Origin of the sequence: Pseudoalteromonas sp. DY56-GL22 (genome assembly GCF_041414715.1) — a bacterium.
GTDB lineage: Bacteria > Pseudomonadota > Gammaproteobacteria > Enterobacterales > Alteromonadaceae > Pseudoalteromonas > Pseudoalteromonas simplex.
Genome location: NZ_JANHZR010000005.1, coordinates 201,120 through 223,099 on the forward strand (window position 1 = coordinate 201,120; position 21,980 = coordinate 223,099).

25 protein-coding genes are annotated in these 21,980 nt (G+C 41.6%); 16 read left to right on the forward strand and 9 right to left on the reverse strand.

Annotation, left to right across the window (positions count from 1 at the left end; genetic code table 11):
- Positions 1-2 precede the first annotated feature (2 nt).
- Genes NO991_RS13090 through pspF form a run of 4 tightly spaced genes read right to left on the reverse strand, consistent with a single transcriptional unit; the run spans position 3 to position 4,613 of the window.
- Positions 3-896: an ABC transporter permease subunit gene (locus tag NO991_RS13090; protein WP_054553141.1), complete on the reverse strand. Its 894-nt coding sequence runs from the start codon at positions 894-896 to the stop codon at positions 3-5.
- Positions 883-1,917: an ABC transporter permease subunit gene (locus tag NO991_RS13095; RefSeq protein WP_054553140.1), complete on the reverse strand. Its 1,035-nt coding sequence runs from the start codon at positions 1,915-1,917 to the stop codon at positions 883-885. Before NO991_RS13095 ends, NO991_RS13090 begins: the two co-directional genes overlap by 14 nt.
- Entirely contained in the window at positions 1,917-3,524 is a 1,608-nt protein-coding gene (locus NO991_RS13100) for an ABC transporter substrate-binding protein (protein WP_371352110.1), read from the reverse strand. Before NO991_RS13100 ends, NO991_RS13095 begins: the two co-directional genes overlap by 1 nt.
- Before the next feature lie 15 nt (positions 3,525-3,539).
- The gene (gene pspF / locus NO991_RS13105) at positions 3,540-4,613 is read right to left on the reverse strand and encodes a phage shock protein operon transcriptional activator (RefSeq protein WP_054562065.1); all 1,074 of its coding nucleotides are present in this window, start codon (positions 4,611-4,613) and stop codon (positions 3,540-3,542) included.
- 188 nt (positions 4,614-4,801) lie between these two features.
- Between pspF and pspA the strand changes: the two genes are divergently transcribed.
- The 9 genes from pspA (at position 4,802) to NO991_RS13150 (ending at position 12,042) form a co-directional block, all read left to right on the forward strand.
- The gene (pspA, locus tag NO991_RS13110; protein ID WP_054553137.1) at positions 4,802-5,464 is read left to right on the forward strand and encodes a phage shock protein PspA; all 663 of its coding nucleotides are present in this window, start codon (positions 4,802-4,804) and stop codon (positions 5,462-5,464) included.
- A gap of 57 nt (positions 5,465-5,521) precedes the next feature.
- Complete coding sequence (gene pspB / locus NO991_RS13115; RefSeq protein WP_036969793.1) at positions 5,522-5,755, forward strand: envelope stress response membrane protein PspB; 234 nt, start codon at positions 5,522-5,524, stop codon at positions 5,753-5,755.
- Positions 5,752-6,153, forward strand: coding sequence for an envelope stress response membrane protein PspC (gene pspC / locus NO991_RS13120; protein ID WP_300359876.1), 402 nt, complete (start codon positions 5,752-5,754; stop codon positions 6,151-6,153). Before pspB ends, pspC begins: the two co-directional genes overlap by 4 nt.
- A 62-nt stretch (positions 6,154-6,215) precedes the next feature.
- The gene (locus NO991_RS13125; RefSeq protein ID WP_371352111.1) at positions 6,216-7,628 is read left to right on the forward strand and encodes a YcjX family protein; all 1,413 of its coding nucleotides are present in this window, start codon (positions 6,216-6,218) and stop codon (positions 7,626-7,628) included.
- Positions 7,625-8,659: a TIGR01620 family protein gene (locus tag NO991_RS13130; protein WP_138617105.1), complete on the forward strand. Its 1,035-nt coding sequence runs from the start codon at positions 7,625-7,627 to the stop codon at positions 8,657-8,659. Before NO991_RS13125 ends, NO991_RS13130 begins: the two co-directional genes overlap by 4 nt.
- Positions 8,660-8,793: 134 nt before the next feature.
- Positions 8,794-9,975, forward strand: a complete 1,182-nt coding sequence (megL, locus tag NO991_RS13135) for a methionine gamma-lyase (RefSeq protein WP_138599307.1) — start codon at positions 8,794-8,796, stop codon at positions 9,973-9,975.
- A 226-nt stretch (positions 9,976-10,201) separates the two neighbouring features.
- The gene (gene phhA, locus NO991_RS13140; protein WP_054553132.1) at positions 10,202-10,999 is read left to right on the forward strand and encodes a phenylalanine 4-monooxygenase; all 798 of its coding nucleotides are present in this window, start codon (positions 10,202-10,204) and stop codon (positions 10,997-10,999) included.
- A gap of 9 nt (positions 11,000-11,008) precedes the next feature.
- Positions 11,009-11,353 carry a 4a-hydroxytetrahydrobiopterin dehydratase gene (locus tag NO991_RS13145; protein ID WP_036969771.1) on the forward strand — a complete coding sequence of 115 codons (345 nt, stop codon included), beginning with the start codon at positions 11,009-11,011 and terminating at the stop codon, positions 11,351-11,353.
- Between the two features lie 119 nt (positions 11,354-11,472).
- Positions 11,473-12,042: a hypothetical protein gene (locus NO991_RS13150; protein WP_187490891.1), complete on the forward strand. Its 570-nt coding sequence runs from the start codon at positions 11,473-11,475 to the stop codon at positions 12,040-12,042.
- 31 nt (positions 12,043-12,073) lie between these two features.
- Here NO991_RS13150 and NO991_RS13155 read toward each other — a convergent pair whose 3' ends face one another.
- Positions 12,074-12,370, reverse strand: coding sequence for a type II toxin-antitoxin system RelE/ParE family toxin (locus NO991_RS13155; protein WP_300359870.1), 297 nt, complete (start codon positions 12,368-12,370; stop codon positions 12,074-12,076).
- A 6-nt stretch (positions 12,371-12,376) separates the two neighbouring features.
- Complete coding sequence (locus NO991_RS13160; RefSeq protein ID WP_187490893.1) at positions 12,377-12,619, reverse strand: type II toxin-antitoxin system Phd/YefM family antitoxin; 243 nt, start codon at positions 12,617-12,619, stop codon at positions 12,377-12,379.
- Between the two features lie 147 nt (positions 12,620-12,766).
- Here NO991_RS13160 and NO991_RS13165 point away from each other — a divergent pair, with 147 nt between their 5' ends.
- The 7 genes from NO991_RS13165 to NO991_RS13195 all read left to right on the forward strand — a co-directional run bounded on the left by NO991_RS13165 (position 12,767) and on the right by NO991_RS13195 (position 16,389).
- The gene (locus tag NO991_RS13165; RefSeq protein WP_187490894.1) at positions 12,767-13,114 is read left to right on the forward strand and encodes a hypothetical protein; all 348 of its coding nucleotides are present in this window, start codon (positions 12,767-12,769) and stop codon (positions 13,112-13,114) included.
- Between the two features lie 288 nt (positions 13,115-13,402).
- Positions 13,403-13,744, forward strand: coding sequence for a hypothetical protein (locus NO991_RS13170; protein ID WP_166341570.1), 342 nt, complete (start codon positions 13,403-13,405; stop codon positions 13,742-13,744).
- 189 nt (positions 13,745-13,933) lie between these two features.
- Entirely contained in the window at positions 13,934-14,320 is a 387-nt protein-coding gene (locus NO991_RS13175) for a hypothetical protein (RefSeq protein WP_166341568.1), read from the forward strand.
- A 92-nt stretch (positions 14,321-14,412) separates the two neighbouring features.
- Positions 14,413-14,829, forward strand: coding sequence for a hypothetical protein (locus NO991_RS13180; protein WP_166341566.1), 417 nt, complete (start codon positions 14,413-14,415; stop codon positions 14,827-14,829).
- 67 nt (positions 14,830-14,896) lie between these two features.
- Positions 14,897-15,403: a hypothetical protein gene (locus tag NO991_RS13185; RefSeq protein ID WP_371352112.1), complete on the forward strand. Its 507-nt coding sequence runs from the start codon at positions 14,897-14,899 to the stop codon at positions 15,401-15,403.
- A gap of 243 nt (positions 15,404-15,646) precedes the next feature.
- Positions 15,647-15,763 (forward strand): RHS repeat-associated core domain-containing protein, encoded by a 117-nt coding sequence (locus tag NO991_RS13190; protein ID WP_206004323.1) that lies wholly within the window; start codon positions 15,647-15,649, stop codon positions 15,761-15,763.
- Between the two features lie 164 nt (positions 15,764-15,927).
- Positions 15,928-16,389: an ankyrin repeat domain-containing protein gene (locus NO991_RS13195; RefSeq protein ID WP_166341562.1), complete on the forward strand. Its 462-nt coding sequence runs from the start codon at positions 15,928-15,930 to the stop codon at positions 16,387-16,389.
- A 287-nt stretch (positions 16,390-16,676) separates the two neighbouring features.
- Here the strand turns inward: NO991_RS13195 and NO991_RS13200 are convergent, their stop codons facing one another.
- The 3 genes from NO991_RS13200 to dapD form a co-directional block, all read right to left on the reverse strand.
- Positions 16,677-17,768 carry an efflux RND transporter periplasmic adaptor subunit gene (locus NO991_RS13200; protein WP_371352114.1) on the reverse strand — a complete coding sequence of 364 codons (1,092 nt, stop codon included), beginning with the start codon at positions 17,766-17,768 and terminating at the stop codon, positions 16,677-16,679.
- The gene (locus tag NO991_RS13205) at positions 17,765-20,875 is read right to left on the reverse strand and encodes an efflux RND transporter permease subunit (RefSeq protein ID WP_371352115.1); all 3,111 of its coding nucleotides are present in this window, start codon (positions 20,873-20,875) and stop codon (positions 17,765-17,767) included. The genes NO991_RS13200 and NO991_RS13205 overlap by 4 nt, the downstream gene beginning before the upstream one ends.
- Before the next feature lie 277 nt (positions 20,876-21,152).
- Positions 21,153-21,980, reverse strand: coding sequence for a 2,3,4,5-tetrahydropyridine-2,6-dicarboxylate N-succinyltransferase (dapD, locus tag NO991_RS13210; protein WP_054553126.1), 828 nt, complete (start codon positions 21,978-21,980; stop codon positions 21,153-21,155).

Genomic DNA, 21,980 nt, shown 5'->3' on the forward strand with positions numbered 1-21,980 from the left:
AATTAGTCGGCCTTACGTTCTTTAAGCACTTGGCGTAAACCGTCACCTACTAAATTGGTAGACAGCACTGCTAAAAATAATAATACGCCTGGTAAGCCAACAGTCCAAGGGGCAAGGTAAATTAAACCTAGATTTTCAGCCAAAATAGCGCCCCATTCTGTGGTGGGGGGCTGGGCGCCCAATTTTAAAAAGCCAAGTGCCGAGATATCCAAAATCGCAGTAGAAAGCGCCATGGTAAAAATAACCACAATATGCTCGTAAATGTTCGGAAAAATACCACGAGCAAGAATATGCCAATTGGATGCGCCATCAAGCTTGAATGCTGTTATGTAATCTTTGTTCAGCTCTTCGACAATTAAGTTACGCACCGAGTGAATAAACTGAGGCAATAAGGCTAATATAATCGCCCATACTGTATTCATTAAGCCAGGGCCAAGAATCGCAATAATAATGATGGCCAGTAATAATGATGGAATTGATAAGGTAATATCAAGCAAGTGATTTAAAAAGCTTGAGCGAATACCTTTGCTAATTCCTGCAAAGGTGCCCACTAACACACCTATCACTGTGGTGATCAAAGCTGCGACAACCGATAAACCAAAGGTGTAAGTTGCACCATTCATTAAACGTGACAATACATCTCGGCCTAAATCGTCGGTGCCTAATAAAAAGCGTACGTCACCTGCATCATGCCACGATGGCGGTAATAGCAGTGCATCGCTGTGTTGCTGGTTCACGCCATAAGGTGCAAGGAGTGGTGCAGACACTGCCAGTAACACTAAAGCAATAAACAACCATAAGCCGACAAGGGCAGGGTGATTGGTTTTAAATTTCTTCCAAAATCGCGCTAACGGCGATTTATTCGACTCTTCAGAGAATAAATTAAACTTTGCCATGTGCTTGGTTCCGCGATAATGGGTCGAATAAGGTATAAGTGAGTTCAGCAATAATGGTAGCTAAAATAACGAACATAGAAACAGCGAGTAAGCCACCTTGAATTGCAGGGTAGTCACGCTGATAAATACTATCGATAAGCCAACGACCAATGCCCGGCCATGAGAAAATAACCTCGGTGATCATCGCAAGGGTGATCAAGGTACTAAACTGTAGACCTATTTGTTTAATCACCGGTAGCAGCGCATTACGCAGAGCGTGGTGAATAATCAGCTGCGCACGGTTTAAGCCCTTTGCGCGCGCTGTTTTAATATAACTTTGATCGAGTACTTTCAGCATTGAATCACGGGTAAAGCGAACTAGTACTGTGGTCGGATACATAGCAAGTACTATGGTAGGTAGTGTTAAATGATGGATTGCATCTAAAAATGCCATGCCATCATAGGGGAAATCAGCTAAAAAGATATCAATAAGTATAAAGCCGGTAACTGGTTCTATTTCGTAAAGAAGGCCCATTCGGCCCGACATAGGAAACCAGCCTAGTTGCAGGGAAAACACCATAATTAGTAACAATGCTAACCAAAAAACGGGCATTGAATAGCCAAAAAGTGTGCCGGAATTTATCAGTTTATCAGGCCAACGTTTGTAGTAGGCAGCGGCTAAAATACCACTTGGTACGCCAACTATGACGGATACAATGAGCGCATAAAGACTCAATTCGAGTGTTGCTGGAAATAAGTCTTTTATATGTTGAAATACACTCTCACCAGATGCAAAAGAAATTCCCCAATCCCCCTGAATAATGCGTTCTAAAAAGGCAAAGTATTGCACCACGTAGTTGTCGGTAAAGTGAAACTTTTCCTCTAACACACTGGTTTGCGAGAACGTACTATTAGTAATACCGCTTAAGTTAGTTAGCGCATCACCCGGGAACATAAAGCTCAATGAAAAGGTAAAAATACTCAGCGTCAGCATCATAAACATTAACAACGCTAGACGACGAAGAATATAATCAAGGATCATTATTCTTTCCTCGCGTTAGCTAGTGAAATGCCGCCGAATGGGCTTAAATTTATACCTTTTACGTCACTACTTGCTGCTTGAAAGCGCATACCATGGGCTATCGGCAAAATAGGCAGCTCTTGCACTATGATCCGCTGCGCCTGATTGTAGTATTGTTTTCGTTTTTCAAGATCTGTGGTGTCGAGGGCTTGAGTAAGTAATAAATCAAATTCAGGATGACACCAATTGGCAGGGTTTTTACCACTAAATGTTGCGGTGCAACTTAACAATGGGCTCATAAAATTATCAGGATCTGGCGTATCAGCAGCCCAACCAAGTAACACACTATCGTGTCTATGCTCACCAACGCGTTGTAAAAAGGTGTTCCACTCATACTCGACGATATTAACGTTTACACCAATCTTGCGTAAATCACTTTGCATCAGCTCAGCCATTTTACGGGCGTTTGGATTATAAATACGGCTTACCGGCATAGCCCAAATATTCATATCAAAGCCATTTTTGTAGCCAGCTTCTGCGAGCAAGGTTTTGGCAAGAGCTGGGTTAAATTCAGGCATGGCTTTTTGCGCTTCAAATGCCCACGAAGCCGGAGGCAGTAATGACTGCGCTTTAATGCCGTTACCGTAATACACCGCTTGCATGATTTTATCGACATCAATGGCGCTGGCGAGTGCTTGGCGTACACGTACATCATCAAAAGGCGGGCGCTCAGTATTAAAGGCCCAGTAACCAATATTTAAGTTTTGCTCTTTTTGAACTTTAATGTCTTCACGTTGCGATAAAATACTTAACTGCGCGCTGCTTGGGTGCGCAGTCACATCACACTCTTTAGTGAGCATTTTCGCAACGCGAGTGGTGCCGTTTGGCGTAATGTCATACACCAGTTGTTCAAGTGCTACAGGATGTTTCCAGTAGTCAGGGTTTCGGTAATAGCGAATTAAGCGGTCTCGACGATATTCTTTATATACATAAGGGCCAGTACCCACAGGGTATTGGTCAAATAAGTTTTCTTGGTTTCGCTCTTTAAGCTGCATGGCGTATTCTTCCGATAACACCACGGCAAAGTCGGTTGCAAGGTTTGCTAAAAAGCTGCTTTCAGCATTATAAAGCTCAAACCGTACTTGGTAATCAGAAACACGCACAATGCGACGAATAAGCTGATCAATACCCACACTTTGAAAATAAGGGTAACTGGCATCACCAACAAAGTGATAAGGGTTATAAACGTCGAATAAGCGGCTGAAAGTAAAAATTACATCATCAGCGTTAAAATCACGGCTTGGGGTAAAGTATTTTGTGGTATGAAATTTAACCCCTTTACGCAGGGTAAAGGTAATTGCTTTGCCGTCAGGGCTAATTTTCCAATCAGTTGCCAGCTCTGCTTTAAAATCGGCAGACACCGGATCAATACTTAACAGGCGATCATATAACTGATTGGCGATAATATCGATGGTCGAACCTGTCGTTGTCACTTGTGGATTAAACGACACAGGGTTTGCTTCAGCGCAATAGACTAAGCCCTGGTTTTTTTGTTCTGTGGTTTTTTCTTCGTTATCTAGGCAGCCTACTAAGCACACCAAAGACAAAGCAAGTAACGGTTTAAACACCTGATTAGCCTCTAACTATTGCTGCTGATCTAATAAATTGTATTTTTTCAAATAGCCACGTAATTGATGATACGTTAATTCTAAATGTTCTGCAGTTTTCTTTTGGTTAAATTGGCTATGTTCAAGTGCTTTTTTAATGACATCAATTTCAAAGTCGTTAGACAGCTGCTTTAAATTACAAGGAAATTGAATGTCGGGCTTATTGAGTGTCACAACGTCTTGATTTTGTGTTGTGGCGATAGGCGCAGCTTCGACATTTGCAACTGGGGCACTGCTAACGGCAGCTTTTACGCGCTGTTTAGGTCTAAATTTACTCGCAAATGGATCTAAAATAATCTGGTGAACGGGAATATGTTCGTTACCATGACGATATAAACTACGTTCAACCACATTCTTTAATTCACGAATATTACCCGGCCACTCATAAGATTGTAGCGTTTCGATGGCGCTACGCGTAAAGCCACTAAATAGCTCCCACTCAAGGTCGCGGGCCATGTTAATTGCAAATTGTTCTGCCAGTAACATGATATCTTCTTGGCGTTCACGCAGCGGGGGTAGGGTAATCACATCAAAAGCGAGGCGGTCGAGTAAGTCGCTTCTAAATTCGCCTTGCTCAGCAAGGGTTGGTAAGTCTTCATTAGTCGCACAGACTAAACGGGTATCGACTTTAACGGTTTGCTTACCACCAACGCGTTCAAACTCGCCGTATTCAATAACGCGTAGTAGTTTTTCTTGTACCATCGCCGAGGTATTGGCTAATTCATCAAGGAATAGCGTACCGCCATTAGCACGCTCAAAGCGGCCTTCGTGGCGTTTACTGGCACCGGTGAATGCGCCACTTTCATGACCAAATAATTCACTTTCGAGCAGGTTTTCGTTAAGCGCTGCACAGTTAAGCTTTATATAGTTTTGATCCCAACGCTTAGATAAGAAGTGCAAACGGGCAGCAATGAGTTCTTTACCCGTACCGCGCTCACCAATAATAAGGACCGGCTTTTCTAAACTAGCTAGTTGCGAAACTTGATCAAGTACACTTAAAAAACTGTCAGATTGGCCGAGTAAATTATCCTGTTGGCGAAATTGGCTCATATTCCCTAACTCTTAGTCATTTTTACTAAGATCTAGTGTATTTCATTATCTATTAGAACTAAAGAAATTTATAAATTTAGTTTAACTGTTTGAATATATTAAGTTATTCTAAGTTTATAAAAGTTGGCAAGCATATTGATACTAGATATACCAACTGATTAAGTTAAAACACCAAAGAGGTAAATGTTATGGGAATTTTTTCACGTTTTGCAGACATCGTTAATTCTAATATCAATGCCATCTTAGATAAAGCAGAAGACCCAGAAAAAATGGTTCGCCTGATCATCCAAGAGATGGAAGATACATTAGTAGAAGTTCGCTCTACATCAGCGAAAACACTTGCTGAGAAAAAAGAGCTAGTACGTCGCGTTGAAACTTTAAAAGTTCAAGTTGCAGACTGGCAAGAAAAAGCTGAATTAGCACTAAGTAAAGACCGTGATGATTTAGCGCGTGCAGCACTGATTGAAAAGCAAAAGTCAGCAGATGCAGTCGCAGCGGTTGAAACTGAGCTTGAGCATGTAGAGTCTCACATCGAGAAACTACAGCAAGAAGTGAGCACGTTACAAGAGAAGCTAGCTGATGCAAAAGCGCGTCAAAAAGCAATCATCTTACGTCAACGCTCTGCTGAGTCACGTCTTGAAGTTAAAAAAGCACTCGACAGCTCTAAAGTTGAAGACGCTTTAAACCGCTTCGAACGTTACGAAACTAAGATCGATGGTCTAGAATCACAAATAGAGTCTTATGATCTTGGTAAAAAATCATTAGCTGACGAAATTGCTGGTCTTCAGCAAGACGAAAAGATTGATGATGAGCTCGCTGAGCTTAAGAAAAAACTAGCAGATAAAAAATAATAAATGGGGGCATGTCCCCCAATGCTTAAACACATAACGGATTGACAGGAGAGTACCATGTTCGACGCAGAAGTTTTGATGGCACCGATTATTGTTTTTATGGTGGTTGTTGCCCCACTTTGGCTAATTTTACATTACCGTAGCAAAAAACAAGTGAGCCAAGGTTTAAGTGAACACGAGCACCGCCAATTATTAGAGCTTGCACAAAAAGCAGATAAAATGGCAGAGCGTGTTGAAACATTAGAAGCCTTACTTGATCAAGAGGCTCCGCAGTGGAGACGTAAAGTATGAGTATCAAACGCGAACTATATAAAGATCCTGAACGTGGCAAGTTAGGTGGTGTATGTGCAGGTATCAGTGATTACTTTAACATGGAGCTTTGGCTGGTACGTATCTTAGTTGTTTCGGCAGCGTTATTATCAGGTGGTCAATTTATTGTTGTTGCTTACATTGCTGCTTGGTTTATTTTAGATAAAAAACCAGCAGAAAAAACAGAGAAAAGCACAGACAGCATTCACCAAGACCCGCTTGAAGTAAAATTTAAAGTATGGCAAAAAGGGGAACCACCTCGCCGTGCATTGCAAGACTTAAAAGATCGTCTTGCTCGAGTTGATGGTCGTTTACAAGAGATGGAACGCTATGTCACATCAACAGAATTTACGGTTAGCCGTGAAATCAACAAACTTTAAAGGATATATACGCACCTTGTTTGCATCGTGATACCCAGCGCAAATAAGGTGCTAGACACTTTATGAGCCAATCATTTGCAAAGAACACCTTTAATTCGTTAAAAAATAAAGCGGAAAAAGCCCTTCACCGTAGTTTAGATCAACACGTGAAGTTAGCCGTTACAGGCTTAAGTGGCAGCGGCAAAACCGCTTTTATTACCGCCTTGGTTAAACATTTAACCAGTCAAGCTGACGAAAAAAACTTACCTTTTTTTGATGTGATGCGCGAAAAGCGTCATATCGCTACAAAAATTGTGCCGCAGCAAGCACTGACAATACCGACATTTGAATACACAAATGCATTATCAGCGTTATTACCTGTTGAAGGTGAGCCAGCTTGGCCTGCCTCTACCGAGCGTATAAATACGCTACGTTTAGCTATTAAGTACCAAAGTAATTCGGGGCTACGCGGTCACTTTGCACCGCAATCAACACTCTATTTAGACATTATTGATTACCCAGGTGAATGGCTACTTGATTTGCCAATGCTAGAGCAATCATTTGCTGATTGGTGTGAGTCACAATACTCACTCTTGCAGCAAACCGCACGCAACGAAAAAGCGAAGCCATTTTTAACAGCCCTTGCTGAACTTGACCTATCAGCCAGTGTTGATGAGAGCAAACTTGCTGATGTCGCTGCGCTTTATCAGCAGTTATTAGTGGGCCTTAAAAAAGACACCAAACTTGCCATGCTGCAACCTGGTCGCATGCTGATGCCAGGCGAGCTTAAAGGAGCGCCGCTACTGCAGTTTTTTCCGGTTGCGAATGTGCCTGACGAAATAATCGAAGGGTCGAATCTAGCGCATCTTAAAAAGCGCTATAAAGCCTATGTAAAAGAGGTTGTAAAACCTTTTTACGAGCAGCATTTTCGTCATTTTGACCGACAAATTGTGCTAGTGGATGTGCTCAGTGCTTTGAATGAAGGCAGCGAAACCCTGCATGAGCAAAGCCGTGTTATTAACCAATTGTTGGCCCATTTTAATTATGGTGAAGCAAGCTTCTTTAAACGTTTGTTTAAACCAAACATCGACAAGCTACTGTTTGCGGCCAATAAGTCAGATCATATTAGTGCGCAATATCATAAAGACTTAGCGCTATTGCTTGATTCAATCGTGCATGACCAATCGAATCATTTAAAGTTCGAAGGCGTGCAAATCGAAACCATGGCAATGTCATCTATCTGCGCTACAGAGCCGCGCCAAGTGGCTGAAAAAGGCCAACAGTTAGCTTGTATTTATGGCAAGCCTTTAGGCGAACAAGAATGGCTAACGTATTTACCACCGCAACCACCGTCACGCCTGCTCAACAAACAAGAGTGGCCAAAACAGGGCTTTGAGTTCTTATCGTTTTCGCCACTGCCATGCCCTGATAAACGGTTAAAACATATTCGTTTAGATCATGTCATGCAGTACCTGATAGGAGATAAACTAACATGAGTGAGCAACCAAAGGAGATGAACTTTCAGGCAGGTCGCCGTATTTCAAGCTCTGCAAGTAATGAAGCGCCAGCGAAGGAGTTAACTGTTGCTAAAGTGATAGAAAACGCCGAATTTATCGACACTGAAGAAGATCAGCAAGATAGCATTGAGCTTGAGCCCGTGTATAAAAAGTCTAAATGGCAAACCCTAAAAGGGGTGTTTGTTGTTAGCTTTTTAATTTTAGTGCTACTTGAGTTTGCGATGTCATTGTTTGTGACGTTCCAGCAATCAATTATTTTAGGTTCGGTGTATTTAACGGCTGTTCTCAGTGGTGTGCTACTAATTGCCCGTGTTATTTGGCGCGAGTACCGCATGCTAAGAAGTTTAAAGCGCAATCAATTACATCGTACCGAAGCCGACCGTTTACTCAATAGCGAGCAAGTAGGAGAAGCACTGCCGTGGCTTGAAAAGCTTAATAAACATCAAACGCTTACAGGGTTTGAAGAGTTTAAGCAACAAATAGCAAGTCACCATACCGATAAAGAAATCATGACCTTATACGCCGATAGCTTATTGGTCAGCCAAGATCAGCAAGCGAAAAAACTGATTAACCGTTTTGCCACTGAGTCTGGTTTATTGGTTGCGCTAAGCCCTCTGGCTTTAGTTGATATGATGGCGGTGCTATGGCGTGGCACTAAGCTCATTGAGCAAATTGGCCGTATTTACGGTATTGGTTTTGGTTATGCAAGCCGTATTAAATTGTACCGCTTATTAGTGAAACAAGTGTTGTTTGTTGGTAGTGCAGAGTTAGTTTCAGATTTAGCTGCAACGGCACTAAGCGCTGAATTACTGGGGAAATTGTCGGGCCGTGCAGCGCAAGGACTAAGTGCAGGTATTTTTACTGCGCGTATAGGGTATAAAGCGATGGAGCTTAGTCGCCCGTTACCTCGCTTAGAGCATAAGCGCAGCTTGCTAAAAGAAACCGCCAATAGTATTGCCCGTAAAATTGCCTCACGTACCAGCGACAAAGAGACCGAAAATACAAAATGACAACTTTTGTGTACAGTTAATAAAAACGGCTGAGTGATATTTAGCCATCTGAGCATCCGGCATGCTTGTGCATTGTGGGTATCTACGTTTTATTTATGAGTATGAAGTACTGATAATAAAAACGAGAACACACAATGACTAAGCATCACTTACATACACAATGTATTCATGGTCCAGAAAAACCAAATGATCCACATGGCGCACTGAGTGCGCCACTTTATCAAACCTCTACCTTCTCTTTTGCTAATGCAGCCCAAGGTGCAGCCCGATTTGCTGGTGAAGAGCAAGGCTTTATTTATACCCGTTTGGGTAATCCGACAACCCAAGAGCTAGAACAAAAAGTGGCTCAGTTAGAAAACTGTGAAGCAGCGGCTGCTACAGCAACGGGTATGGGGGCGGTGTCTGCGTCTGTGCTTAGCTTTTTACAACAAGGTGACCACCTAGTTGCATCAAGCGCGTTATACGGTTGTACTTTTGCATTTTTTGCTCACATGTTGCCGCGCTTTGGTATCGAAGTTACTTTTGTTGATATGACCAACGAGGCTGAACTTCGCGGCGCGGTTAAAGCCAATTCAAAAATGATTTTTGCTGAAACGCCAATTAATCCGACCATGGCGGTGCTTGATCTAAGTTTAATTGCTGATGTTGCCAAGCAGCATCAACTGATAAGCGTTATCGACAATACTTTCTTAACGCCTCTGCTCCAGCAACCTACCTCGTTTGGCATTGATATTGTGGTACATAGCGCAACTAAATACCTAAATGGCCATGGTGATGTGGTGGCAGGACTTGTGTGCGGCACAGAGGAGCATATCAACCTGATAAAAATGACGGTGCTAAAAGATATTGGTGCAACGATTAGTCCTCATGATGCATGGTTAATTAACCGCGGTTTAAAAACCCTTGCTGTACGCATGGAGCGCCACTGTGCAAGTGCCCAAGTAGTTGCTGAATATTTAGAGCAGCATCCTTTAGTTAGCAAAGTTTATTACCCAGGGCTTAAATCACATCCGGGTCATCAATTTATTGGTTCACAAATGAAAGCCGCTGGTGGTGTTATTGCCTTTGAAATAAAAGGCAGCCTTGAAGATGGCGAAACATTTATAAATAACACTCAGCTTTGTACCCTTGCTGTGAGTTTAGGGGATGCTGAAACCCTCATTCAACATCCTGCATCGATGACACATTCACCTTATACACCTGAAGAAAGAGCAGCTGCAGGGATCAGTGATGGCTTAATTCGATTATCAGTTGGTCTTGAGGATGTTAACGATATTATTAACGATCTTAAAACCGCATTTACATTCATTGGTTAGGTTGTAATTTTAAGTTTACGTTTGCGCTTGCTTTTACCCCTTTGAAAATGTGACGTGTAAACTTTTAGATCTTCTAGTGTAATTTTAACTTTACGTTAAGGCTGTTTCTGCAAACCTTAGAAACAGCCTTAACTATTAAAATTTCGCTTACTTTTACATAGTATCGGCTTAACAAGTTAATGAGATTCTGATCAATGCTGATCAAGATTTAACGAAGAAGGTTATTATGGCTAAAGCAAGTAATTACACCTCCAAGCAACCTGATGAAAATGGGGTTATCCATTGGAGCGAAGAAGAAAATAAAATATGGTCTGAGCTAGTTGCTCGCCAACTCGCTTGCATAGAAGGTAAAGCCTGTGATGAATATTTAGCAGGTCTTAAGAAAATTAATTTACCAACAGATCGTATTCCACAACTTAGTGAACTCAACGAAGTGTTACTCGAAACAACGGGCTGGCAAGTTGCGCCAGTTCCGGCACTGATCGATTTTGATGAGTTCTTTCGATTACTAGCAAATAAGCAGTTCCCAGTAGCGACTTTTATCCGCAGCCGTGAAGAGTTTGACTACTTACAAGAGCCAGATATCTTCCACGAGATTTTTGGTCATTGTGCGATGCTTACCAACCCAGCATTTGCTGAGTTTACACACAAATATGGTCAGTTAGGTTATGCCGCTGAAAAGAAAGATCGTGTTTATTTAGCACGCCTTTACTGGTTTACCGTTGAGTTTGGTTTAATGCAAACCGAACAAGGTCTGCGTATTTATGGTGGTGGTATTTTATCAAGCCCAGGCGAAACACAGTATGTGTATTCAGATAAGCCAGAAATCAATGCGATGAACGTGCTTGATGTATTACGTACACCTTATCGTATTGATATTATGCAGCCTGTGTACTACACCATTAACTCAATCAATGACTTATTTGATATTTCACAAATGGATATCATGTCGCTGGTGAGTAAAGCAAAAGAATTAGGGCTACATGAGCCAAAGTTTCCTCCTAAAGAAAAATTAGCAAGTTAAGGATTTATAATGTCTTCATTAAGCACACAAAAGTGTGAAGCGTGTCGTGCGGATGCGCCTAAAGTATCTGATGCTGAATTAGCAGAATTGATCAAAATGATCCCAGATTGGGTTCCTGAAGTGCGCGACGGCATTATGCAATTAGAGCGTGTTTACAAGTTTAAAAACTTCAAACAAGCACTTGAGTTCACTAATAAAGTGGGCGATATGGCTGAAGAAGAAGGTCACCACCCAGGCTTGTTAACCGAGTGGGGCAAAGTAACCGTTACTTGGTGGAGCCACTCTATCAAAGGATTACACAAAAATGATTTTATCTGTGCTGCTAAAACAGACGATGTATTCGCTGCACTGTAAATTTTAAGTTCTGCCCAGAACGATAAAAGGCGTAACCTCAGGTTGCGCCTTTTTGCTTTTTTAGAGCCCAAGAATTAACATTAGGCTCTTATCTATGCAAGAACACTAGAAAGTAAAGAATGAAAAACAAAGCGCTTATTCTGCCATTCCTACTCATTTTACTGCCCTTAATTGATAGCTTGTTTATCCCGCAAACATTTGGCATTCAATGGCACAGCCCTAAACTTATGTACCAAATAGGCGTAGCGCTGATGATTGTAAAGCTCACTATGGTTGCCATTGGGCTTTGGTTATTACTCAAAGCAAAGCGCCTTTATATGGAAGCCAGTAAATCGACCCGTATTGTTAAATTTTCAGTCTTTTTACTCGGCGGCTTACAGGTGGTGATAATGACAGCAATATGTTTTTGGTATTTAGTGGCGGGCACGCAAGCGAAATATTTTATGCTGCAAGACAACATTGCTGTATTTACCGCTGATTATGGCGTATTTGCACCGGTACATCATGAGTTCTCATTTATATGCTTTAATGCCAATGGTTTTTACCACATGCAACCAATAGCCCAGCTACCTTGGCTCGGAACCTTTACCTTTACTAGCCAAGATTCGCGTTTGATCATTCAACATAAAAACCAAAGCGGCGCGAATACTCAAGAAATTTCATTAAAAGGGTATGGCTGTTTGCAGTGAGAGGTGTTGGCTTTGTGGGAGGTGACTGCGATTATAAGTGGTTTTCAGGAAGCTGAGATTGGTTTAGTACGGCAACAATCATTATAAAACCATCTTCTTTAATAAAATAAGCGGTATGTTTACCAACAGGAAAGTAAAAACCATTTGGATAAATGTCATTACAACTACGCCCAATTTCTGGATTGTCAGCAAGCAGCTGAAATGTTGTAAGCAGTTTTTCTTTGTAACTGCGCCATTGTAACGGCGAGAAATTATTAACGGTGTAATCTTTGATTTTTAGCAAATGAGACTGGGCTAACTCACTTAGTTTGTAACTTCTCTTTTGCATAATGTTTTATAAAGTATCTAAGAAGTCTTTACCATCAACTACATTACCTTGAGCTAAGTCTCTTTTTGCGTTTTCAAAGCAATACTTAATATAGTCAACTTTCATAGCTTCTAATTCTTCATAATCCCTTATAGACATGACCACTACGGCGTCCTTGTTGTTTTTACTAATTTTAATAGGCTCACGTTGAGCGTTTAAAAGTAGTTCACCAAAATTACGTTTTGCATCATTTGCTGTTAGTGTATTCATGGCTGAGCTCTAAAATAAAGTGATAGGGGAATTATAGTAAAAAGCATGAAATGGTCAAAATAATTAAATCGCACGATTAGTTTGGGTTCTGTAGTTTTACTTACAAGGCACTGATTATATAAGGCACGTCACATACATAAGAGAATTATGAAATTTATATTAGATGACATAGTAATCGAGCATATTGAAAACTCTGATCCTATTTCAATAAAAGTAGGAAAGGTTGGCTGTAGCCATGGTTATATTGACTTAGAAGTAAATATGCTATCTATCTCTCAAGCAAATGAAGCACTTACAACAGGTGGAAAGCCAAAAAGCTTAAAATTTGGTTCAGCCCTCAAAGGATGTAAGTTTAAATTTAGTAAGCAAGAGACAAAATTTTACACAGGTTCAATGCTTTGGTGGTGTTTGCCACTAAGCTTTCGCTGGGAACCTCTTTATTGCTATGAAATAAAAGAGGTTTTTAGAATGATTCACTATTTTAAAGCATTATAAAGCGAGTATTTTAAACGCGAATCGTAGCTGTTAACTTAGTTCTGCGTAAGTGTATATTTACTGAGCTTTATAGTGGGAACAATAATTGTATCGATACTATTACAAACGTTATTTATCCCACCTTTATGATTTGTCGAAGTGCCTCTGAGTATAGCCTTTGCGATTGTTGGTACTGTCATCGGAATTAAGGTAGGTACTCTGGATAGCAAGGAAGCCAAAGGGCCCTGAACTTGTTTTTTCTTCTAAAAAGTCAAAAAATTAAGAACTTAATTTAAAGGTGGAATAAAGATGATTAAGAAACTGATAGTTATATTTTTCTTTTTGTTTCTTCCCATAATCGGTATTTTGCTACATGTGTTTACGCAGTTTCTACATCTTTCTCAATGGGAGATTATAAACATCATCGTTTCTGTAATTTTTTCAGTGCTTTTTGTTATGAAGCAGTATTTGTTATCGAAAACGTTAGGAGCATTACTGGTTACTTCAATAGTCTCTAAAAATGCATACTTACTACTTGAATCTTCAGATGAAATTACAACAGCTATTATGCAAGTAGGTTTCGTTATAGTTTATCAAGCTGCACTGGGCTTACTCGCTTTGTACTTTCTTCATAAGAAAACTAATTTGTAAAGTTGTCAGGTCTTGCTTTCTGCTTTATAAGGCAAAAAACAAGACTTGACCCTCATAACAGTAATTTCAATAAAAAAGGAGCTAGGAAAAAGCACCATATTGATGGTTCAACGACATTTACTAGAAAAGATGGAGAATTCAAAATAGAGTTGAACGGGAAAACTTTAACATACGGAAAAAATTAGAGTTATGAATTTAAGCGATTCAGAACAACAAGTTCAAAATTTGTTGAACTTAGGTTCTAAGCAATTTGAAAAGGCAAAGAAAGATATTAAAGCTATCGGGGTTGAGTGTTTGGAATTAGAAGAAGATCAATTTTCAATATATGACGAAGTCCTATTCTATTCTGAAGTTATCGAAGGTGTAGCCTATAAATACTCTAAACAGACTATTTCCGGACGCTCTGAAAAGTTACTTAAACTACAAAAGTTAACACTATTTGAAAATACTGATTTTAAATCTTGGTTTTCAAAATATCATCTAAAGTACCATGAGTACGCCATGTATTTGCTGGTATTAGAGAGCTTAAGAAAGCTAATAGTATCTGACCTTGAGCTCGAAAGTGACTATAAATAATCTTGGTTCGTTTGCCGCTCAAAAGGGTCACCCATCAGAAAACTCCGGCCAAGCAGGCAGCTGTGTTTTTTTGATCTTTAGTTCAAAATCAGATGAACCTGTATGCTTATGTGGGGAATGACCCTATTAATCTGACTGATCCGACAGGAGAGTATGCAGTATGGGGAGCTGCAATCGCAGCGGCTTTAGATGTAGTTACCCAAGGAGTTATGATAGCCGCAGGTCAGCAAGAAAGCTTTGATGGAGGCTCCGTATTAGTCTCTGCTGCTGGTTTTGCTGGAGTTGGGATAGCAAACCAAGTATCTAAGCTTGGTAAAGCTGGACAGGTGCTTGGTAACATAGCTGCTGATGCGTCTATTAGCGCTGGTAGTACAGCGCTTAAAGGTGGAGACGTAACATTGACAGGTGTTGCTATTGATGTTGTTGCGGGGCAAACCGCTGGCAAAGCGGCTGGGAACTATGCTTCAAATAAGGTGGCAAACTCTGCTGGGCAAAAATTAAATGCTTAATCTGCGAATAGACTTCAAAGAATTGCAAATAAACCCGGAGCTAGAAATGCTCAAATAAATAGAGCAAATGCAGCGCAACAAGCTGTCCAAAATGCTCCAATCGAAGCTGGGGCGGCAGCTAGTGTTGCTGGTTCTAATGCTGCATCATCAACAGCGAAGACAATATGCAATTCAAACGGAGGTAAGTGTTAATTTGGAAAAGAAGCTATTAACTTTTGAGCGTCTAATATTGTCGCTCAAGTCTGACAAATTGCAGTTATGCGTATATATCGGATTATATGTAGGGTTGTTTGTTATTTTATATTTAGAAAATGGCATCAGAATAGCCATATTGGGTTCTTTAGTTCCCCTAACTATTGGTGTAAATAGTTTACTAGTGATGGATCTGAAACATATTGCTAGTGATTTTTCATTTAAGAAGTTTTCTAATATAACTTTAGTCACCTTGGTTCTAGTAACAAATGGGCTTATTTTGTGGTTCGCGTGGCCTAACTGGATTTTGGTTTTAATGCCTTGGCTGATACCGCTAGTATTAAAGATTGGAATTGACGGTTATCTTAAATTTAAATCGTAAATTATAATTTTTGAATCCAAAGCCTCGCTAGTCGGAGCTAGGATTCAACCAAACTAGCAATACTTGCTCTCAATCCAAAGCCAGCAGAATCTGGTTTTGTTTTTTTGGTTCAATGAAAACGGTCGTTTGGTGTCAAATTCAATTGGGTGATTTGCTCAGGCGAAAATCCGTGCCGAAGAAGTTGGAAATCTCTCATCTGAAAAAATGAAGGGGTCAAGTCTTGCTTTTTGCCCTTGGTAAGTCTTGCTTTATCACTACAAAGCACGGGTTTACCACCCTGAATTAGGGCGTTTTATGCAGACTGTTCCCATTGGATATAAAGATGAGATGAATATGTATGTGTATGTAGGTAATTGGTGAGGTAGTAGTTTTAGATAGACATGAGCAAAGTGGCAATAATGAGACTTATCACGGTCATGTACAAAGTACTATCACAGATCAGAAAACAAGAAATGCGGCTTCAAAACTACCAAATGTTGTGGTGAACAAAAAAGGGAAATGGAAAGTTAAAAAGAGAAACTAAAATGAATGAAAAGTTTGTGAATACATTATCAATACTGCATAAAACGGCATCTGTTGTTGAGGCAACTAACTTCTTAAATGAAGGAGTTAGTGCAGACATTAAAGCGCAAGGGGGTATTACACCGCTGCACTTTAATGAAAATTATAAAGTCTTGAAACTTCTTATTGATAGAGGAGCTGATGTCGATGCTTCAAGGGATGATGGACAGACTCCACTTCATATACAAAATGATTCTAAAATTGTTCAACTGTTGATCGACAATGGTGCAAACGTTAATGCGTTAAATATGTATGGTGATACTCCTTTGCATTTATCGGAAACTTTGGAAAAAGTGAAGCTTTTAGTATCAAATGGGGCGGATATTAACATTTTGAATGAAGATAATGAGCTACCTGACGATTGTTATGGTGAAGACATGGAAAGTCAAAATATGATTAACTTTCTAGTAAGTATGCGAGATTAATGTGTTCGTTGAATCCAAAGCCTCGCTAGTCGGGGCTAGGATTCAACTATCGAGATCAAATAAACGTTGCTCTCAATCCAAACCCAGCGGAAGCTGGGTTTGTTTTTTTGGTTCAATGAAAATAGTCGATTGGTGCCAAATTCAAAAGAATAAAGGGGTCAGGTCTTGCTTTTTGCTTCCTACAAAGTCAAAAAACAAGCGCAACTCTTAATAATCATTACTACCCTTTATTAGAACAGCCAGCTCTTAAAATATTAAATAGCTGGCAGTCATCTCAAGCCTAACAGTTATTGCTTTACCTGAACTTCTACTTCTTGCCCGGTTTGCAACTGCTCGGCGCCGCGTACTGCGACTTTATCGCCCGCATTTAAAGTGATGTTTGAAGTCGGGGTGACTTCAACCAGTTTGTCTTTACCATTACCGACTTTTACGGGAATTTGCAGGGCTTTGTTGTCGTTGTCGATTTTGACGATATGGGTGCCTTTTTTGCGTAAAATCAGCGCATCGCGATTCACCAGTAGTACATCCCCTTTGCTTTTTAGTGGCACGGCTACATCAACCAGTTGGCCAATTGCCCATGTTTGCTCGGCATCATTTGCTAGTAGGGCACGCACTTCTACGGTTTGTGAACGCGGATCGGTTGATGGGATCACCGCTGTTACGGTGGCTGTTGTCATATCAGGGGCTGATAAGTCGCCGGCTTGAATCGGTAACTCTATGCCTTTGTGTAAAAACTTTAAGTATTTAACAGGCACGTACAGTCTTACTTCTAGGTTATTAATATCGAGCAGGGTGACCATTTCATCAGCACGATTTATTTCGCGACCAGCGCGTTTAAAACGCTCGCTGATCACGCCGTCAAATGGGGCGCGAACGGTTGCACGCGAAAGCTGATCGTCTATTACTTTTAATTCAACCTTAGCCAGTGCGATATCAGATAACGCAAGGTCATGCTTATTTTGCATATCATCGACTTGGCTTGCTGCAGCACTGCTGGCTTTGGCGAGTTTTTGTAAACGAGCGAGCTCTTGTTGATATAAGCGTAGGTTTATTTTGGCGCGATTGAGCATTTCTTGCTGGCGTGCTTTTTCCAGTTCAAGCGGTAAGGTGTCCATACGAACTAGGGTGTCGCCACTTTTCACCAGAGTACCTGGCTCAACAACATATAATAAACGCCCGCTAACGCCTGCTGTTAGGGTTACATCGTCTTTGCCATACAAAGTGCCGCTGACTTCAATTTCGCTTGTCAGTGGAGCTTGTGTGACGGTTTCTACCGTAACCGGTACGACTGCAAAGGCGTTAAATGCGATAAGACTGAATAGCGCACAAAAGCGAGCGGTTAATTTACGAAAAGGTGTGTTCATTGTTTTAATACTCATTGATTCGATACCAAGCTTAAAGGCGTTTTTTCTGGTTGCTGTTTGTTATTAGCGGGCGGCAGTTGTCTGCCAAGTTGCAATAAACTTGGCATTAATATCAGGGTAAATAGGGCACTAATGGCCATGCCACCGACGATCACAGTGGCAAGGCCACGGTAAATTTCTGATCCTACCCCCGGCATTAGCATCAAAGGCAGCATGCCAAATAAGCTGGTTAAGGTACTTAAGTAAACGGGTCTAGCGCGCAGCAGCACTGCTTGGCGAACGGCGTCTTCTCGACTGAGCCCAGCGGCCATTGCGACACGGGTTTGGTCAACCAATAAAATGGCATTATTTACCACCAGACCCAGCAAGATAATAAAGCCAATCATGGTCAGTAAGTCGAGTGATTGGAAGGTAAATAAGTTAAGTACGAATAGGGCCAGGACACCGCCTGCAATTGCCAATGGCATGACCAGTAAAACTAACGCGCTGTCTTTGGCTGACTTAAACAATGCGGTCATTAGCAAGAATAAAATAAACAGAGCCAAGATAAAGTTGATTGTCATTTCTTGCATGGCTGAATTCATCTTTTGTGCGTTCCCCGCCAAAATCGCACCAGAGCTGTCAGGCAAGCTTGCACGAACTTTTGGCATAACTTGCTCAGAGAGAATAGTTTGCGCTTGTTGTAAGCTCATGTCTGCTGGTGGCGTGACAACAATACTCACGGTACGGCGGCCATTAACACGTCTAAGCTGTGTTGGCCCCACGGTGCGCTCAATATTGGCAAGCTCACCTAAAGTTTGAATACCTGATTGCGGGGTTACAATAGGCAGTGCTTTAAGCTCCTCTGGAGTTTGCCACGGTATGCCGCGCAAAATCACGTTCATGCGTTCGTTGCCATCAAAGTATTCATTAACAAATAACCCACCTGTATAGGCTTGCACTGCTTGAGATACATCACGACGAGTTAGCCCTGCTTGGGTTATACGGCGGTCATTGGGTGTGAGCCTAAGTTCTGGCTCTGCCATATCGAGTCGTGGTTGTGGCCTTGCGGTGGCATTCGGCATTGCTTCGGTGACAGCTTGCAGCGCCACATTAGCACCGGCTATTAGCTCGTCCATATTCGGACCCGTTAAATCGATATTGATATTACGACCATCACCGCCATTAGCAACTTGGATCATCGACCCTCTAAAGAAGAATACTTGGGTGTCGGGTAAATCGATGAAGATTTCTTCTCGGGCTACCTTCATTAATTCTTCAACACGTTGCGGATCGGCAGAATAAATAAAGCCGCCAGCATTCGAACCAAAAGCATAAAAGTTAAAATCTTTTATCCCCGGCTCTTTTTCACCTGTGTAATAAGGCATTAAGCGCTTTTTAATACGCATCAGCAGCTCTTCTTCCATAAACTGCACATTGCCGCCTGGCGGGGTATTCAAGTTAAAGAAAAAGCCATCGGTTGGTGCGCGCGGCATAAAATCAGTTTTCGGGAGCATGGTCATGGTCGCGACGAGTGAGCCACCCAATAACGACACTATCCATACTATTTGTTTAACGCGGGTATTGGTAAGCGCCATGATGAAGTTAGTTAGCTTATGCCAATATTTACTATAAGGGTCCGCTTTGAGCTCTTTGTCTGGCCAAAAATGGTTAGCCAACGGAATAAGTGTAATTGCGCAAATCATAGAGGCAATAACAGCAATAGATAAGGTGAGCGCCAAGTCAGAGAATAACTGCCCCTCAATACCTGCCATAAATAAAATTGGCAAGAAGATAGCAACGCTGGTGGTGGTTGAGGCAAATAAAGCGCCTGTTACTTGAGCTGCACCTTTTAGCGCGGCTTTTTTACTATCAAAGCCTTCGCTTCTGAGCCTTGCGATATTTTCTTGCACTATGATGGCGGCATCAAGTACTAAGCCAACAGCAAAGGCAAGGCCCGCCAATGAAATAACATTTAAGCTGCGGTCAAAAATATTCAATGTTAAAAACGCGACTAACAAAGAGACAGGAATTGTCGCTGCAATCACAAATGTGGCCTTTAAGCCTCTAAAGAACAGCCACAAGATTAAACACGACAGCAGAACACCTAGGCCTAAGTTACTTTTAACCAACGACAAAGCATTACGAATATGCACAGAGGCATCAAAACTTAATTCAATCGATAAGCCATTCTCAGCCAGCGGCCCTTCGTTTAGCTCTTTAATGGCAAGGTTAATTTCGTCGAGTAGGGCAACGGTATTGGCTTCGTTAGCGCGCGAAATACGAATGTAATACGCGGGTTTACCATTTCGGCCACTCATTCCTAAACGGTCAGAAAAAGTGCGTTCTACACTTGCGATATCGCCAAGGTAAATGGGTCTATCGCCTGAATAACCAACGCGCATTTGTGCCATGCTTGATAAATCATATTGCCCAGTAAAACGTACTGTATATTGACGTCGGCCAACATTGGCAAGGCCACCAGAGGTATCGCGTGAGCTGGCTAATACGTTACTGATTTGGTCAAGGCTGACGCCAAGTGCGGCAGCTTTGTGGGGGTCAAAGGTGATACGTAACTCTTTTGGTCGCTCACTGGCTAAGTCAACGCGGGCAACACCAGGAATACGTGCCAAACGGGGCTCAACAAATTCATCGATTTGTTTTTGGAACTGCGCCATGTCTAAATCAAGGCTGTCGCTATTAAAATCTTTTGGGGTGACCAGTAACGTTGCTGCGGCTTCCCCATTATTACCGCCAGCAAACACTACAGGATCAAATGCATCTAACGGCAGGGGCGGCGCTTGGTTAAGGCTTGTTAACACATCAAGCATGGCCTGTTGCATGTTTTGCCCAACAGCAAAAGTCAACGTGATCGAGCCATTGCCACGGTTAATGTAAGTATTAACCTCTAAGGCACCCGGGGTGTTCTTTACTGCGTTCTCGAGCGGCTCAATGATCACCGATTCAATCTCTTCAGGTGCAGCTTGGCGCCAGCCAGAGAAAATAGTGATCTGCGGTTGCTCAATATCTGGTGTGAGCTGAATTGGCAGCTTAAAAATACTCAACATGCCAAACAACATAATCAACACCAAGATGACAATAACACTCGCAGGGTTTTTCAGCGAACTACGTGTCAGATTCATTGTGTGTGTTCCAAAATCAGTTTGTGTGCATTGTAGTGCGATGTAAAAAAAGTGCCAGTGAGGTAAATGAAATGTGTTTCAGAAGTAACGCTGAATAGCCGTAATTAAGCGATAAAGTGTGTATTTGAAATAAGATGTAACAATTTAGCTGAGGCGCTTTAAGTTAAAAGCCTTAAGTCCTAAGGTTTAAGCTCTAAGTACAAAAAAGCGCGAAACTAGTTAGCATCGCGCTTCTTATATCTAAAATTTAAAGCTGACGGCTTAAAGCTCCGCTTTATTATTCATCAATCGAGCGAAGTAGGGCATTAATACCTACTTTTTCGCGAGTTTGCTGATCCACTTTTTTCACGATGATGGCAGCATATAGGCTGTGCGAACCATCTTTTGACGGTAAGGAACCAGGAACAACAACCGCACCGGCTGGTACTCGGCCGTAATGGATTTCGCCAGTTTCACGGTCATAGATACGTGTGCTTTGGCTGATATAAACGCCCATCGAGATAACGGCGCCTTCTTCAACTACCACGCCTTCAACAATTTCAGAACGTGCGCCAATGAAGCAGTTGTCTTCAATAATAGTTGGGTTAGCTTGTAGTGGCTCAAGTACACCACCAATGCCTACACCGCCAGATAAGTGAACGTTTTTACCAATTTGTGCACATGAGCCAACCGTTGCCCATGTATCAACCATGGTACCTTCATCAACGTAGGCGCCAATGTTGACATAAGATGGCATAAGCACCACGTTTTTACCTACGAAGCTGCCTTTACGTGCCACAGCATTAGGCACAACACGCATGCCGCCTTGTTGGAATTGCTCTGGTGTATAGTCGCTAAATTTAAGGGGGACTTTGTCGTAAAACTGATTAACACCATCGCTCATTGGTTGGTTATCACGAATACGGAAAGACAATAGCACCGCTTTTTTTAACCATTGATGCACAACCCACTCACCACTGATTTTTTCAGCAACACGGGCAGCGCCGCTATCAAGTAATTCAAGCGCGTCGATAATAGCTTGTTTTACTTCACTTGATACCGTGCTTGGGCTGATGCTATCGCGGTTGTCCCAGGCGTTTTCGATCATGGTTTTTAAATCTGACAT

What these genes read in the sequence shown, in the direction of transcription:
- NO991_RS13090 (WP_054553141.1), bottom strand. Translation starts at nt 896, where the DNA reads ATGGCAAAGTTTAATTTATTCTCTGAAGAGTCGAATAAATCGCCGTTA.
- NO991_RS13095 (WP_054553140.1), bottom strand. Translation starts at nt 1,917, where the DNA reads ATGATCCTTGATTATATTCTTCGTCGTCTAGCGTTGTTAATGTTTATG.
- pspF (WP_054562065.1), bottom strand. Translation starts at nt 4,613, where the DNA reads ATGAGCCAATTTCGCCAACAGGATAATTTACTCGGCCAATCTGACAGT.
- pspA (WP_054553137.1), top strand. Translation starts at nt 4,802, where the DNA reads ATGGGAATTTTTTCACGTTTTGCAGACATCGTTAATTCTAATATCAAT.
- pspB (WP_036969793.1), top strand. Translation starts at nt 5,522, where the DNA reads ATGTTCGACGCAGAAGTTTTGATGGCACCGATTATTGTTTTTATGGTG.
- pspC (WP_300359876.1), top strand. Translation starts at nt 5,752, where the DNA reads ATGAGTATCAAACGCGAACTATATAAAGATCCTGAACGTGGCAAGTTA.
- NO991_RS13125 (WP_371352111.1), top strand. Translation starts at nt 6,216, where the DNA reads ATGAGCCAATCATTTGCAAAGAACACCTTTAATTCGTTAAAAAATAAA.
- NO991_RS13130 (WP_138617105.1), top strand. Translation starts at nt 7,625, where the DNA reads ATGAGTGAGCAACCAAAGGAGATGAACTTTCAGGCAGGTCGCCGTATT.
- megL (WP_138599307.1), top strand. Translation starts at nt 8,794, where the DNA reads ATGACTAAGCATCACTTACATACACAATGTATTCATGGTCCAGAAAAA.
- phhA (WP_054553132.1), top strand. Translation starts at nt 10,202, where the DNA reads ATGGCTAAAGCAAGTAATTACACCTCCAAGCAACCTGATGAAAATGGG.
- NO991_RS13145 (WP_036969771.1), top strand. Translation starts at nt 11,009, where the DNA reads ATGTCTTCATTAAGCACACAAAAGTGTGAAGCGTGTCGTGCGGATGCG.
- NO991_RS13150 (WP_187490891.1), top strand. Translation starts at nt 11,473, where the DNA reads ATGAAAAACAAAGCGCTTATTCTGCCATTCCTACTCATTTTACTGCCC.
- NO991_RS13155 (WP_300359870.1), bottom strand. Translation starts at nt 12,370, where the DNA reads ATGCAAAAGAGAAGTTACAAACTAAGTGAGTTAGCCCAGTCTCATTTG.
- NO991_RS13160 (WP_187490893.1), bottom strand. Translation starts at nt 12,619, where the DNA reads ATGAATACACTAACAGCAAATGATGCAAAACGTAATTTTGGTGAACTA.
- NO991_RS13165 (WP_187490894.1), top strand. Translation starts at nt 12,767, where the DNA reads ATGAAATTTATATTAGATGACATAGTAATCGAGCATATTGAAAACTCT.
- NO991_RS13170 (WP_166341570.1), top strand. Translation starts at nt 13,403, where the DNA reads ATGATTAAGAAACTGATAGTTATATTTTTCTTTTTGTTTCTTCCCATA.
- NO991_RS13175 (WP_166341568.1), top strand. Translation starts at nt 13,934, where the DNA reads ATGAATTTAAGCGATTCAGAACAACAAGTTCAAAATTTGTTGAACTTA.
- NO991_RS13180 (WP_166341566.1), top strand. Translation starts at nt 14,413, where the DNA reads ATGAACCTGTATGCTTATGTGGGGAATGACCCTATTAATCTGACTGAT.
- NO991_RS13185 (WP_371352112.1), top strand. Translation starts at nt 14,897, where the DNA reads ATGCAGCGCAACAAGCTGTCCAAAATGCTCCAATCGAAGCTGGGGCGG.
- NO991_RS13195 (WP_166341562.1), top strand. Translation starts at nt 15,928, where the DNA reads ATGAATGAAAAGTTTGTGAATACATTATCAATACTGCATAAAACGGCA.
- NO991_RS13200 (WP_371352114.1), bottom strand. Translation starts at nt 17,768, where the DNA reads ATGAGTATTAAAACAATGAACACACCTTTTCGTAAATTAACCGCTCGC.
- NO991_RS13205 (WP_371352115.1), bottom strand. Translation starts at nt 20,875, where the DNA reads ATGAATCTGACACGTAGTTCGCTGAAAAACCCTGCGAGTGTTATTGTC.
- dapD (WP_054553126.1), bottom strand. Translation starts at nt 21,980, where the DNA reads ATGTCAGATTTAAAAACCATGATCGAAAACGCCTGGGACAACCGCGAT.